This is a genomic window from Actinoplanes sp. NPDC051513 (assembly GCF_044454685.1).
GTDB lineage: Bacteria > Actinomycetota > Actinomycetes > Mycobacteriales > Micromonosporaceae > Actinoplanes.
This window is the reverse complement of sequence record NZ_JBITDW010000002.1, coordinates 969686-983406: the sequence shown is the minus strand read 5'-3', so window position 1 is coordinate 983406 and position 13721 is coordinate 969686. Positions and strand designations below refer to the sequence as shown.

Here is a 13721-nt window from a genome sequence, read left to right as displayed (position 1 = left end):
GCTGCACCAAGGGCAGGCCGGCGAAAGCGCACGGTCACCACCTTGCCGCCGCTCGCGCCGCGACGCGCCGCGATTCACCCAGCGCCAGGGCAGCCGGCAAGCGCCTGCTCGACGCAGGGGTGTCGCTGCAGAACATCCGGCGGCAACGCTGGTGGCGGCGCGCAGCCACCCTGAGCTGCCACCGGGCCGCGCTAGAGATCATTCGGTGTCGAGGTCCGGGGTTCCGGCCGGGACGCCGAGATACCGCGGGTCCCAACCCGCTCACGGCCGCTGATGAGTTCCGGGAGTGGACGCGATATGCCGGACGCTGGTGCGGCAGACTCGGCAATTCTCCGCTGCGGACGGCGCCGATTTCGCCCGGCCCGTCCCACGCCGACGCGGTCAGTATTTGCCATCGTCGGTGGAGGCTGTTGAATGGTGTTTGCCATTGCAGAAGAATGACGCGGAACACCGTCGACGGAATGGTGTGCACGGCGGCCGAATATGGTCGGCGCCGCGGGCCAGGCGGTGTGCGGTCTTGGCCGGCGGGCGCACGAGCCGAGCCACGGTGACGGTTCTTCCGTAACGACCCGATGCGGTAGACCCGTAACCCGCCCCTGCGCCGAGAGATTCGGTCCTGGTCAGCGGAGGCCAGCTGCTCGCCCGCGGCGGGCACGGCCTCCGGGGTCGGTGCGGGCTGCGTGACCTGCTCGGCCACGGCGGGCATGGCCTGCCCGGCCACGGCGGGCATGGCCTGCTCAATGGGCGCGGGCCGCGTGACCTGCTCGGCCACGGCCGGCGCGGCCTGCTCGGCGGGTGCGAGCTGCGTGACCTGCCCGACCGCGGCGAGCACCGCCGGGGCGGGCTGCGCGAGCTGGTTGCCAGCCGGATGCACCACCCGCCGTGCTGGTGAGCCGAGGCCCTGGCCGTTGCGGGCGGGAGAGGGCGGCGCCACCGGTGCCACCGGGCGCCCAGGTGTGCCCGCGCCGCTGGACCAGAGCCGACGCTCGGCCGCCGTCAAGGGCGAACCGTCGTCACCGCCGTGCAGACGGCGCAGCTTACGAGCGTGCCGCTCGATAAGCCCCCACGCGCGCTGCCGGGCATGCACACGGCGGAACTCTTCACGCGCCGGCGAATAACGACGAGCCCGCGTCGGATCACGCATTTCCGCCAGCTGGGACCTGGTGAAGAACTCCATCTGCCGCACCCCAGAATTATCCCACCCCAAAGAATCCAGCGGTAAGCCCTGAACCGTTTTGGATCATGCCATTCTCGCCCCGGAATAGCCGCCGTCAACAATGGTAATATCAGGCCTGCGCTCCCGAAATACCGGGAAGGCGGCACTCACAGTGACCACGCTCGACCCCCGGCCCCGCCCAGCCACCGCCTCACCGCAACGCGCCGCACCCACAGACACCACCCCGGAGCTACGGCAGCCAACCCGCCCAAACCAGACCCCACCCAAAGAAGATGTGTCTAGCCGTTCGGGTCGCCGAGCTTGGTGGTTACCCAGTCGTGGAACGCTCCGATGTGGTGCTCGGACGGCACCAGGACGCCGCCGCGGGCGTACGCCCGGGAGCTCATGGACGGCTGGCACCGCTCGCAGGCGTCGAAGTCCTGAAGGTTCACCCGGTGGAACAGCTCCACCGAGCGGGAGACGTCGCGGCCCGACGCGACCACCTCGGCCGAGTAGAGCCAGTCGCACTCGACGACGGTGCGGTCGGCCGCGAGGGGGTACATCCGGTGGAAGATGATGTGGTCGGGCACCAGGTTCACGAAGACCTGTGGCTTGATGGTGGCGGCATAGTACCGGCGGTCCTGCTCGTCGGTGATGCCGGGCAGTTTGGCGAAGCCCTCGCTGCCGTCCACCGTGAAGCCGTTGATCTCACTCCCGAACTCGGCGCCGTGTCCGACGTAGTACTGCGCCGCGTAGCCGTCGGCGAACTCGGGCAGCACCTCGGTCAGCTCGGGGTGGATCGTCGCGCAGTGGTAGCACTCCATGAAGTTCTCGACGATCAACTTCCAGTTCGCGCGTACGTCGTAGGTGATGCGCTTGCCGACCGCGAGGCCGCCGATCTCGTACGCGTCGACCGCGGTCGCCGTGCCGAGGCGCTCGCTGACCGCGCCCACCACGTCGTCCTCGAACGAGGGGGGCTCGTCGGCCAGGCACACCCAGGCGTACCCGAGCCACTCCCGCAGGTGCACGGTGACCAGGCCGTACTCGGTGCGGTCGAGGTCTGGCATCCGGGTGAGGTTGGGCGCGGCGATCAGCTTGCCGTCCAGCCCGTACGTCCAGGCGTGGTATGCGCACTGGAAGGCGCGCTTGACCTCGCCGCTGTCCTCGGTGCAGAGCGTGGCCCCGCGGTGGCGGCAGATGTTGAGGAAGGCGCGCAACTCGCCGTCGCGCCCGCGGACGACCAGGACGTTCTCCCGGCCGACCCGCACCGAGCGGAAGCTGCCCGGGTTCGGCAGGTCGCTCGACCGCGCCGCGCAGAACCACATGGTCTCGAAGATCCGCGACTGCTCCCGCGCGAAGATCTCGGGATCGGTGTAGTAGCGCCCGGGGAGGGTCGGAATGAGGCTCGGGGGCAGGCTGACTGCGGTCACGATGACACCTCGCGTTATCGGCGGATGCGTTCCATCTGGGGGTCGAACAGGGGCTCCGCCGCGACGGTTGCCGGCAGCCGTTCGCCGAAGTACTCGACCGCGAGGGCGGTGCCCGGCGCCGCCAGCGCGGCGGGAAGCCAGGCGTAGACCACGGTCCGGCCGACGGTGTAGCCGTACGAGGCGCTCGTGACGTAGCCGATCGCTGATCCCCCGGCGAACACGGGTTCCTTGCCCATCACCACGGCGGCCGGGTCGTCGAGGGTCAGGCAGGTGAGCCGGCGCCGGGCCGTCTCGGCCGTGCGTCCCTCGATCGCGGCGCGGCCGATGAAGTCGCCCTTGTCCATCCGGACCGCGAAGCCCAGGCCCGCCTCGTACGGGTCGTGCTCGGTGGTCATGTCGATCCCCCAGGCCCGGTAGCCCTTCTCCAGCCGGAGGCTGTTGAAGGCGCTGCGCCCGGCCGCGACGACGCCGTGCTCCCGGCCCGCCGCCCAGAGCGTGTCCCAGAGCTTGAGCCCCAGGTCGGCGGAGGTGTAGAGCTCCCAGCCCAGCTCACCGACGTAGGAGACCCGTAACGCGGTGACCGGAACCTCGCCGAGGTAGGCGCTCGTCGCCCGGAAGTACTTCAGGCCGGCGTGCGAGAAGTCCGCCCGTGTCAGGGGCTGGACGAGGTCGCGGGCGAGCGGCCCCCAGACGCCGACGCAGCAGGTGCCGGCGGTGATGTCGCGAACCTGGACTCCGTCGGCGGGCAGGTGCCGGCGCATCCAGTCCTCGTCGAGCGGCCCGTTGGCGCCGACCTGGAAGACGTGCTCGGCGAGGCGGGCCACGGTCAGGTCGCTGCGGACGCCGCCGTCGTGGCCGAGCATCAGCGTGTACGTCACCGACCCGACCGTCTTGGCGAGGTTGTTGGTGGTCAGCCGCTGCAGGAAGGCGAGCGCGCCGGGTCCGCTGACCTCCAGCCGCTTCAGGGGCGTCATGTCGTACATCGCCACGCGCTGGCGGGTCGCGGCAGCTTCGGCCGCGGCGATCGGCGACCAGTACCGCGCCGACCACTCGTCGCGGGCGGGCACGGTGGCCGGCAGCGCAGCGTTGGACTCGAACCAGTAGGGCCGCTCCCAGCCCGTCCCCTCCAGGAAGAACGCGCCGAGCTCGCGCTGCCGCGGATAGAAGGGGCTGGTGCGCAGCGGGCGGGGCTTCTCCATCGGCTGCAACGGGTGGACGATGTCGTACACCTCGATGAAGTTCTGCTTGCCGCGCTCCTCGATGAAGTCGGGCGCCAGCTGCACCTGCTCGAAGCGGTTCAGATCGCACTCGTGCACGTCGGTCCCGGGCTGGCCGTCCACGAGCCACTGGGCCATGGCGCGCGCGACGCCGGCCGAGTGGGTCACCCAGACCGCCTCGGCCACCCAGAAACCGGCCAGTTCGCGGTGCTCCCCCATGATCGGGAAACCGTCGGGGGTGAAGGAGAAGATGCCGTTCATGCCCTCCTCCACCTTGGTGCCGGACAGATCGGGCAGCAGGGCCACGCTCTCCCGCCAGGCCGGGGCGAAGTCGTCCTCGGTGAACGGCAGGACGCTGGGCATCACCATGTCACCCGGCGGCCGGATGTCGTCGACGTCGATCGGCATCGGGCGGTGCCCGTAGTACCCGATGCCGATGCGGTCGCCGTGCTCCCGGTAGTACAGGTCCCGGTCCTGGTGGCGCAGGATGGGCCGGCCGGCCTCCAGCGCCGGGTCGTTGACGCCGGCCAGGGCGGCCACCTGCCCGGTCACGGCGTACTGGTGGGCCAGCGGCAGCAGCGGAACGGTGAGGCCGGCCATGCGGCCGATCCGGGGTCCCCAGAAGCCGGCCGCGCAGACCACGATCTCGGCCGGGATGAAGCCCTGATCGGTCTCGACGCCGGTGACCCGGCCGTCCTGCCGGCCGATGCCGACGACGGTGTGGCCGCCGAGGAAGCGGGCGCCGCGGCCGATGGCGCGGCGGGCCTGCGCCTCCACCGCGCGCACCGCCTTGGCCAGCCCGTCGGTGGCCACGTGCAGGCCGCCGAGGATCGCAGCGGGGTCGAGCAGCGGATGCCGGGCGGCGCACTCGTCCGGCCCGAGCAGCGCGGCCTCGACACCCCACGAGGTGGCCAGGCCGTGCTTGCGCCGCAGATCGGTCCAGCGCGCCTCGGTGGTGGCGACCTCGAGCCCGCCGACCTGCCGGAAGCACCACTGGCCGTCCAGCGTGAGGCCGCTGAGCTTGCGGACCGTGTAGGCGGCGAACTCGGTCATGGTCTTCGACGGGTTCGTCTGGAACACCAGGCCCGGGGCGTGCGAAGAGGAGCCGCCCGGGGCGAACAGCGGACCCTGGTCGACCACCGTGACGTCGGTCCAGCCGCGCTCGGTCAACTCGTCCGCGAGCGCGCTGCCGACGACGCCGGCGCCGATGACGACCACCCGAGGGGATTTGGTCATGAGTTGCACGGTACGATGCCCGTTGCGCTGAGCACAACACTACGGTCTAGCGGACGTAGCCCATCCGCTCACTCACCTCGTCGGCCGCCTCGATCACGCGCTTCGCGATCCCGGGAAAGGCGTGGGTAGCAAGCCGGTAGGCCGGGCCCGAGACGCTGAGCGCCGCCACCACCGAGCCGTCGGCGCCCCGGACCGGCGCGGCGACCGCGTTGAGGCCGATCTCGTACTCCTCCGCGGTGCAGGCCCATCCCCTCTCCCGGATCAGGTCCAGTTCGGCGGCCAGCGCCGCCACGTCGGTGACGGTCTCGCCGGTGAACCGCTCCAGCGGCTCGGCGAAGACGGACGCCAGGACGCTGGTACGGCCGAACGCCAGCAGGACCTTGCCGCTGGAGGTGGCGTGCAGCGGCGTCTGCTGCCCGATCCAGTTGTGACTGGCGACGGCGGCCGCGCCCCGGCTCTGGCTGATGTTCACGGCCTTGCGGCCGTCCAGAATCGCCAGGTTGACGGTGTCGCCCAGGTCGGCGGCGAGGCGTTCGCAGGCATCCTGGCCCTGCCGGTTCAGGTCGAGCTGCGCGGTGATCGCGCCGGCCAGGCGGACGATGCCGAACCCGAGGCGGTAGCTGCCACGATCCTCCGTCTGCTCGACGAAGCCCCGGGACTCCAGCGCCGCGAGCAGGCGGAACGCGGTGGATTTGTGCACGCCGAGCTCCTTGCCGATCTCGGTGACGCCGGCGTCGCGCCGGCGGGCCAGGATCTCCAGGATGCTGAGCGCGCGGTCGACGGACTGCACCACCGCCGCGCCCGAGGACTGGTTGCTCATGGCGCAACAATAAGCCACGCCGGTCCCTTGACTATCCCTCGACCGGCGGGCACGCTGTTGCGTATCTCAAGATCTGTTTCGTGATACACAACGAAACAATGGGGGCGGTGACGTGCTCAGGATCGCGATCGTCGGCGCCGCAGTTGCGGGCTTCGCCGCCGCGCGCGCCCTGCGCCGGCAGTCCTTCGCCGGCGAGATCGTCGCCGTCGGCGCCGAACGGCACCGGCCCTACGACCGTCCGCCCCTGTCGAAGGCCTTCCTGACCGGGGCCTGCTCGGTGCCCGATCTGGCGCTGGACGACCCGGACGAGGACCTGGACGTGCGGTGGCGACTCGGCACCCCGGCCGCCCGGCTGGATCCCGGCAACCGCCGCCTCGTGCTCGACGACGGCGAGGAGATCCGGGCCGACGGCGTGATCGTGGCGACCGGGGCGCGGGCGCGGCAGCTGCCGGACGCCGGCGGCCTGGCGAACGTGCACACCCTGCGCACCCTCGACGACGCGATCGCCCTGCGCGCCGCCCTGCTGAGCGCCCAGCGGCTGGTCGTCGTCGGGGCCGGCTTCATCGGGGCCGAGGTCGCCTCCAGCGCCCGCTCCCTCGGCCTGGACGTCACGGTCGTCGAGGCCCTCCCCGTCCCGCTCGCCGGGCCCCTGGGCGCCGAGATGGGCGCGGTGTGCGCGCGCCTGCACGGCGACCACGGCGTACGGCTGCACACCGGCGTCCCGGTCGCCCGCCTGGCCGGAACGGCCCCGGCCGGGTCGGCCTCGGTCAGGTCGGCCTCGGTCAGGTCGGCCCGGGTCGAGGCGGTCGAGCTTGCCGACGGAACCCGGCTGCCGGCCGACGTCGTGCTGGCCGGGATCGGCGTCCGGCCCAATGTGGAATGGCTGGCCGGCTCGGGACTGGCGATCTCCGGGGGCGTCGTCACCGACGAGTCGGGCGCGACCAACCTGCCGGCCGTCGTCGCCACCGGCGACTGCGCCATGTCCTTCAACCGGCACGCGGGCCGGGCGATCCGCTCCGAGCACTGGACCCACGCCTTCGAACAGCCCGCGACGGCGGTGGCGACCCTCCTGGCCGGCGGTGGCCGGCTCCCGCCGGACCGTCCGGCGATCCCCTACTTCTGGTCCGACCAGTACGGCGTACGCATCCAGTTCGCCGGGCACCGCGAGGACGGCGACACCGTGCGGATCGTCGAGGGCGACACCGAGCAGAGGAGCTTCGTCGCCGTCTACGAGCGGCACGGGCAGCCGGTCGCCGTGCTCGGCATGAACCAGCCGAAGCTCTTCACCCGGTTGCGGCGCCAGTTGGCCGCCCCCGGCCCGGTACCCAGCGCCGCGCCCTGACCCCCTTGGAGCCCCGATGTCGCGACCTGTCTGCCCACTCGGCGCCATCCCACGGGGCGAGGCTTACCGGTGGGCGATCGACCCGCCTGTGGCGATCTTCCACACCGAGGACGGCGAGGTCTTCGCGGTCGACGACACCTGCACCCACCAGGACGCGTCCCTCGCCGACGGCTGGCTCGAGGGGTGTGAGGTCGAGTGCCCGCTGCACGCCTCCCGGTTCGATCTGCGGACCGGACAGGTCGACGCGCCGCCGGCGAAGAAGCCGATCCGGACCCATCGGGTCGAGGTGATCGACGGCATGGTGCACGTCGCATTGTCCGAGATGGACCGCGCGTGAGCTACGACTTCGTCGTGGTCGGCGGTGGCTCGGCGGGCTGCGCCCTGGCCAACCGGCTCTCGGCCGATCCCGCCAACCGGGTTCTCGTGCTGGAGGCGGGACGTTCCGACTACCCATGGGATGTCTACATCCACATGCCGGCGGCGCTGACCTTCCCGATCGGTAACCGGCTGTACGACTGGAAGTACGAGTCGGAGCCCGAGCCGCACATGCGGGGCCGGCGGATCTACCACGCCCGGGGCAAGGTGCTGGGCGGGTCGAGCAGCATCAACGGGATGATCTTCCAGCGCGGCAACCCGCTGGACTACGAGCGGTGGGCCGCCGATCCGGGCATGCAGACCTGGGACTACGCCCACTGCCTGCCGTACTTCAAGCGGATGGAGTCGTGCCTCGCCGCCGGCCCCGGCGACGAGTTCCGCGGCCACGACGGCCCGCTCGTGCTGGAGCGCGGCCCCGGCACCAACCCGATCTTCCGGGCGATGCTGGAGGCGACCCGGCAGGCCGGCTATCCCGCGACCGGCGACGTCAACGGCGAGCAGCAGGAGGGCTTCGGCCTGTTCGACCGTACGATCCGGCGCGGGCGGCGACTGTCGGCGGCGCGGGCCTACCTGCACCCCGTGATGAAGCGACCGAACCTCACCGTACGGACGCGGGCGTTCGTCACGCGGGTCCTCTTCGACGGCACGCGGGCGGTCGGCGTCGAGTACACGCACGGCCGGGGCGCGCCGCGGCGGGCGTACGCGGCTGAGGTGATCCTCTGCGGCGGCGCCGTCAACTCGCCCCAGCTCCTGCAGCTCTCCGGCGTCGGCAACGCCGGCGAGCTGACCGCCCTCGGCATCACCCCCGTGCACCACCTGCCCGGCGTGGGCGAGAACCTCCAGGACCATCTCGAGGTGTACGTCCAGTACGCCTGCACCCGGCCGGTTTCGGTGCAGCCCTATCTGAAGTGGCGCCATCGGCCGTGGATCGGCGCCCGGTGGCTGTTCCTGCGCAGCGGCCCGGGGGCGACCAACCATTTCGAGGCGGGCGGGTTCGTCCGCAGCAACGACACGGTCGGCTACCCAAACCTGATGTTCCATTTCCTGCCGATCGCGGTGCGCTACGACGGCTCCGCGCCCGCCGGTGGCCACGGCTACCAGGTGCACGTCGGCCCGATGTACTCCGACGCGCGCGGCTCCGTGAAGATCGTCAGCCGGGATCCGCGGGTGCATCCCGCCCTGCGCTTCAACTACCTCTCCACCGAGCAGGACCGCCGCGAATGGGTCGAGGCCGTCCGGGTCGCCCGCGCCATCCTCGGCCAGCCCGCCCTGGAGCCCTTCAACGGCGGCGAGATCTCGCCGGGGCCGGACGTGCGGACCGATGAGGAGATCCTCGACTGGGTGGCGCGGGAGGGCGAGACGGCGCTGCATCCCTCCTGCACGGCCCGGATGGGTGTCGACGACATGTCCGTGGTCGACCCCCTGAGCATGCGAGTGCACGGCCTGAGCGGGCTGCGCGTCGTCGACGCCTCGGTCATGCCGTACGTCACCAACGGCAACATCTACGCGCCGGTGATGATGGTCGCCGAGAAGGCGGCCGACCTGGTTCTCGGGAACACGCCGCCGGCGCCGGACCCGGTCGCGTTCCGCCGCCACACGACGGAGGAGGGACGGCTGTGAAGGATCTCCTGATCGGCGGCGAGTGGCGCGAGCCCGCGACGGGCGGACAGCGGGAGATCCGCTGTCCCGCGGACGGACACCTGGTCGCCACGGTCGCCGAGGCCGGCCGTGAAGACACCCTGGCGGCGATCGACGCTGCCCGGCGGTCCTTCGACGAAGGGCCCTGGCCGCAGACCCCGGCGATCGAGCGGGCCGCGCTGCTGGCCCGGGTGGCCGACCTGGTCGGGCGCGACAAGCCGGAGCTCGCCCGGGCCGAATCGCTCGACACCGGCAAGCGCCTGGTGGAGAGCGAGTACGACATGGACGACGTCGCCGCGTGCTTCCGCTACTACGCGGGGACCGCGGCGACCGACGCCGGACGGGTCATCGACACCGGCCGGCCCGACGCGATCAGCCGCATCGTGCACGAGCCGGTCGGGGTGTGCGGGCTCATCACCCCGTGGAACTACCCCCTGCTGCAGACCTCCTGGAAGGTCGCTCCGGCGCTGGCCGCCGGCAACACGTTCGTGCTCAAGCCCAGCGAGCTGACCCCGTCCACGGCCGTGCATCTGATGCGCCTGCTCGACGAGGCGGGGCTGCCGGCCGGCGTCGCCAATCTGGTCCTCGGCGCCGGTCCCGAGGTCGGCGCGCCGCTGGCCGTACACCCGGATGTGGATCTGATCTCCTTCACCGGCGGCCTGGGTACCGGGCGCGCGCTGATGGCGGCCGCCTCCGCCACCGTGAAGCGGGTGTGCCTGGAGCTCGGCGGCAAGAATCCGAACGTGGTCTTCGCCGACGCCGACTTCGACACCGCCGTGGATTTCGCGCTCACCGCCGTCTTCCTGCATTCCGGGCAGGTCTGCTCGGCCGGGGCGCGGCTGGTCGTCGAGGAGTCCCTTCACGACACGTTCGTCGAGGCGGTCGTCGCCGGCGCCGACCGGATCCGGCTGGGCGGGCCGTTCGATCCCGGAGCGGAGGCCGGGCCATTGATCTCGGCGGCGCATCTGGCCAAAGTGGAGAGCTACGTCGCGGCCGGTGTGGCCGAGGGGGCGGTGCTGCGCTGCGGCGGACGGCGGCCGGGCGAACCGGAACTCGCCGGAGGTTTCTACTACCGGCCGACGGTGCTCGACGGGTGCCGATCGAGCATGACCGTGGTCCGCGAGGAATCGTTCGGCCCGGTGCTCACGGTGGAAACCTTCGCCGGGGAGGATGACGCGGTTCGCATCGCCAACGACACCCACTACGGCCTGGCCGGCGCCGTCTGGACCCAGGACGCGGGCAAGGCGCAGCGGGTCGCGGGGCGGTTGCGGCACGGCACCGTCTGGATCAACGACTACCACCCGTACGTGCCGCAGGCGGAGTGGGGAGGTCTCAAGCAGTCCGGAACCGGCCGCGAGCTGGGCCCGACCGGCCTGGACGAGTACCGCGAGACGAAGCACATCTGGCAGAACATCGACCCCCGGCCGCAGCGCTGGTTCCGCGGCTAGCCCTTGGAGCGTCCTCATGACCAGCAGCGAGACCGCGGCGCCGACGCGGGTCATCTCCGTCCGCGATCTCTGGAAGGTGTTCGGGCCGAAGGCGGCACAGATCCCCGCCTCGCCCGGGCTTTGTGCGCTCTCCCGGCGGGAGCTGCTCGACCGGACCGGCTGCACGGCGGCGGTGCGGGACATCTCCTTCGACGTCGCGCCGGGCGAGGTCTTCGTGGTCATGGGCCTGTCGGGGTCCGGCAAGTCCACCCTGGTGCGCTGCCTCACCCGGCTGGTGGAGCCGACCGCGGGCAAGGTGGTCTTCGAGGGCGAGGACATCCTGAACGCGGACCGCAAGCGGCTGCGCGAACTGCGCCGCCGGAAGTTCTCGATGGTCTTCCAGCACTTCGGGCTGCTGCCCTACCGGCGGGTCGTCGACAACGTCGCCTACGGGCTGGAGATCCGCGGCGCCGGCCGGGCCGAGCGGACCCGCCGCGCCATGGAGGTCATCGAGCTGGTCGGCCTCGGCGGGTACGAGCACTCGTACCCCGACCAGCTGTCCGGCGGCATGCAGCAGCGGGTCGGGCTGGCCCGGGCGCTGGCCGGCGACCCCGACGTGCTGTTCTTCGACGAGCCCTTCTCCGCCCTGGATCCGCTGATCCGCCGGGACATGCAGAACGAGGTCATCCGGCTGCATCACGAGGTGGGCAAGACGATGGTCTTCATCACCCACGATCTGTCCGAGGCGTTGAAGCTCGGCGACCGGATCCTCATCATGCGCGACGGCATGCAGGTGCAGTGCGGCACGGGCGCCGATCTCGTCGGCGCGCCCGCCGACGACTACGTCCGCGATTTCGTCCGGGACGTCCCCCGCGCGCAGGTGCTCACCCTGCGCTGGATCATGCGGCCGCCGCGGCCGGACGAGCCGCTCGACGGTCCGGAGCTCGGCCCGGACGTGGTGGTGGTCGATGCCGCGCGCCCGGTGCTCGACGCCGGGAGGCCGGTGAAGGTCGTCGAGGACGGGCGGTTGCTCGGGGTCGTCACCGGCGACGAGATCTTCGCCGCGCTGGCCGGTGCCTGATGATCACAACCACGGCCGCGGTGCCCCGGGCCCGTTTTCGTCGGCAGTTGAACCGGCCGATGCAGGCGGCCGCGGTCCTGGTGGTCTGGGTGGCGCTCTGGCCGCTGGTCCGCGGACGCGACACCCTCGCCCTGGCCCCCGCCGACCTGACCCCCCTGCATCGCTGGCTCAACGATGTCAACGACACCGTCGGCGCCAACCGCAACAGCAGCCCGATCTTCCTGTACTTCGTCAACGAGATCCGGGCCGCCGTCGACGCCTTCGCCACCTTCGTGCAGTCGCTGCTCTCCCAGCCGTCGTTCGGCCGTCCCGTGCCGGTCCTGGGCTGGCTCGGGGTGGTCGCCGTGGTCGCGTACGTCTCCTGGGTCTTCGCCAACTGGCGGGTCGCGCTGCTCGCCGCGGCCGGGTTCGTGTTCCTCGGCCTGCAGGGCCTCTGGCAGGAGAGCATGGACACCCTCGCGCTCACCCTGGCGGCCGTGGCGATCTCGCTGCTGTTCGGCATTCCCCTGGGGATCTGGGCCGGACTGTCCGACCGGTTCAACCGGCTGATCACCCCGTTCCTGGATTTCATGCAGACGATGCCCACCTTCGTCTACCTGGCCCCGCTGACCCTGCTGTTCCTGATCGGGCCGGCCTCGGCGGTGATCGCGACCCTGATCTACGCGGCGCCGCCGGCCATCCGTCTCACCGCCCACGGCATCCGGTCGGTGCCCGCGACGCCGATCGAGGCGACCGAGTCGCTCGGGGCGACCGGGTGGCAGACGCTCACCGGGGTCCTGCTGCCGATGTCGAAGCGCACCATCGTCATCGGCGTCAACCAGACGATCATGGCGGCGTTGTCGATGGTGACCATCGCGGCCCTGATCGACGCCCCGGGCCTCGGCAAGACGGTCCTCAAGGCGTTGCAGACGCTCGACGTCGGCACGGCGTTCAACGCCGGCCTGGCGATCGTGGTGATGGCCATCGTGCTGGACCGGGTCACCACCGCGGCCGGCGACCGGGTCTCTTCCACGCACCGGCCCGGCCGCTTCCGCAGGCCGGTCCAGGTGCTGCTCGGCGTCGTGGCCCTGGTGTGCTGCTATCTGTCCTACACCTACGTCTGGGCGGCGGAGTTCCCCGGTGGGCCCGGTGTCGGCAGCGCCCTCGCCCGGACCGCCGACTCGGTCACCACCTGGGCCCAGGACGACTTGACCAGCTTCACCGAGGCGCTGAAGAACGCCGTCACGGTGGTGCTCCTCGATCCGCTTCAGGCGCTGCTCACCGAGTCGCCCTGGTGGCTGGTGGGCGCGGCGGCCATCACGCTCGCGGCGGTGCTCGGCAGCGTGCGCGCCGCGGTCACCACGGCCATCTGCATCGGGCTGCTGGTCGGCACCGGGCTGTGGCAGGACAGCATGACGACCCTCGCCATGACCATCGTCGCCACGCTGCTGGTGATGGTGCTCGGCGTGGTCGCCGGGGTCTGGATGGGACGCAACCGGCACGCGGACCGGATCATCCGGCCGGTCCTCGACGCCGGCCAGACGATGCCGGCCTTCGTCTACCTGGTGCCCTTCCTGGCGCTCTTCTCGGCCACCAGGTTCACGGCGATCGTCGCGGCCGTGGTCTTCGCGGCGCCGGTCGCCATCAAGATCGTCGCGGACGGCGTACGCGGCGTGCCCGCCACCACCGTCGAGGCCGCGACCGCCGCCGGGTCGAGCACCTGGCAGCTGATCACCAAGGTGCAGCTTCCGATGGCGCGGCAGTCGCTGACGCTCGCGGCGAACCAGGGCCTGATCTACGTGCTCTCCATGGTCGTGGTCGGCGGCCTGGTCGGGGCCGGCGCGCTCGGCTACGACGTGGTCGCCGGCTTCTCCCAGGGCGAGCTCTACGGCAAGGGACTCGCCGCCGGGGTGGCCATCGTGCTGCTCGGCATCATGCTCGACCGCATCGCCCGCGCGGCCGCCCAGCGCTCGGCCGCCAAGACTCGCACCCGATAATCCCCTCACGAAGGACGCGAATC

At 71.6% G+C, this 13721-nt stretch carries 10 protein-coding genes; 6 read left to right on the top strand and 4 right to left on the bottom strand.

Annotation, left to right across the window (positions count from 1 at the left end):
• Positions 1-34: 34 nt before the first annotated feature.
• The 4 genes from ACIA5D_RS09830 to ACIA5D_RS09815 form a co-directional block, all read right to left on the bottom strand.
• Complete coding sequence (locus ACIA5D_RS09830) at positions 35-1177, bottom strand: hypothetical protein (RefSeq protein ID WP_396029463.1); 1143 nt, start codon at positions 1175-1177, stop codon at positions 35-37.
• A gap of 278 nt (positions 1178-1455) precedes the next feature.
• Entirely contained in the window at positions 1456-2586 is a 1131-nt protein-coding gene (locus ACIA5D_RS09825; RefSeq protein ID WP_396029462.1) for an aromatic ring-hydroxylating dioxygenase subunit alpha, read from the bottom strand.
• 14 nt (positions 2587-2600) lie between these two features.
• The gene (locus tag ACIA5D_RS09820; RefSeq protein ID WP_396029461.1) at positions 2601-5039 is read right to left on the bottom strand and encodes an FAD-dependent oxidoreductase; all 2439 of its coding nucleotides are present in this window, start codon (positions 5037-5039) and stop codon (positions 2601-2603) included.
• A gap of 46 nt (positions 5040-5085) precedes the next feature.
• Positions 5086-5859 (bottom strand): IclR family transcriptional regulator, encoded by a 774-nt coding sequence (locus ACIA5D_RS09815; RefSeq protein WP_396029460.1) that lies wholly within the window; start codon positions 5857-5859, stop codon positions 5086-5088.
• A 112-nt stretch (positions 5860-5971) separates the two neighbouring features.
• On the opposite strand from ACIA5D_RS09815, the gene ACIA5D_RS09810 reads away from it, so the two are divergent.
• The 6 genes from ACIA5D_RS09810 to ACIA5D_RS09785 are packed head-to-tail and all read left to right on the top strand — an operon-like array spanning position 5972 to position 13698.
• Positions 5972-7201: an NAD(P)/FAD-dependent oxidoreductase gene (locus tag ACIA5D_RS09810; protein ID WP_396029459.1), complete on the top strand. Its 1230-nt coding sequence runs from the start codon at positions 5972-5974 to the stop codon at positions 7199-7201.
• A gap of 16 nt (positions 7202-7217) precedes the next feature.
• Positions 7218-7538: a bifunctional 3-phenylpropionate/cinnamic acid dioxygenase ferredoxin subunit gene (locus ACIA5D_RS09805; RefSeq protein ID WP_396029458.1), complete on the top strand. Its 321-nt coding sequence runs from the start codon at positions 7218-7220 to the stop codon at positions 7536-7538.
• Positions 7535-9196 carry a choline dehydrogenase gene (betA, locus tag ACIA5D_RS09800; RefSeq protein WP_396029457.1) on the top strand — a complete coding sequence of 554 codons (1662 nt, stop codon included), beginning with the start codon at positions 7535-7537 and terminating at the stop codon, positions 9194-9196. The genes ACIA5D_RS09805 and betA overlap by 4 nt, the downstream gene beginning before the upstream one ends.
• Positions 9193-10662, top strand: a complete 1470-nt coding sequence (locus tag ACIA5D_RS09795; RefSeq protein WP_396029456.1) for an aldehyde dehydrogenase family protein — start codon at positions 9193-9195, stop codon at positions 10660-10662. The genes betA and ACIA5D_RS09795 overlap by 4 nt, the downstream gene beginning before the upstream one ends.
• A 16-nt stretch (positions 10663-10678) precedes the next feature.
• On the top strand, positions 10679-11722 hold the full coding sequence (locus tag ACIA5D_RS09790) for a glycine betaine/L-proline ABC transporter ATP-binding protein (RefSeq protein ID WP_396029455.1): 1044 nt from the start codon (positions 10679-10681) through the stop codon (positions 11720-11722).
• Positions 11722-13698 (top strand): ABC transporter permease, encoded by a 1977-nt coding sequence (locus ACIA5D_RS09785; RefSeq protein ID WP_396029454.1) that lies wholly within the window; start codon positions 11722-11724, stop codon positions 13696-13698. The genes ACIA5D_RS09790 and ACIA5D_RS09785 overlap by 1 nt, the downstream gene beginning before the upstream one ends.
• Positions 13699-13721: the final 23 nt, after the last annotated feature.

Bases quoted from the DNA above. Each gene is read 5' to 3' on its own strand.
- ACIA5D_RS09790 (WP_396029455.1), top strand. From the start codon at position 10,679: ATGACCAGCAGCGAGACCGCGGCGCCGACGCGGGTCATCTCCGTCCGC.
- ACIA5D_RS09815 (WP_396029460.1), bottom strand. From the start codon at position 5,859: ATGAGCAACCAGTCCTCGGGCGCGGCGGTGGTGCAGTCCGTCGACCGC.
- ACIA5D_RS09785 (WP_396029454.1), top strand. From the start codon at position 11,722: ATGATCACAACCACGGCCGCGGTGCCCCGGGCCCGTTTTCGTCGGCAG.
- ACIA5D_RS09820 (WP_396029461.1), bottom strand. From the start codon at position 5,039: ATGACCAAATCCCCTCGGGTGGTCGTCATCGGCGCCGGCGTCGTCGGC.
- ACIA5D_RS09830 (WP_396029463.1), bottom strand. From the start codon at position 1,177: ATGGAGTTCTTCACCAGGTCCCAGCTGGCGGAAATGCGTGATCCGACG.
- ACIA5D_RS09805 (WP_396029458.1), top strand. From the start codon at position 7,218: ATGTCGCGACCTGTCTGCCCACTCGGCGCCATCCCACGGGGCGAGGCT.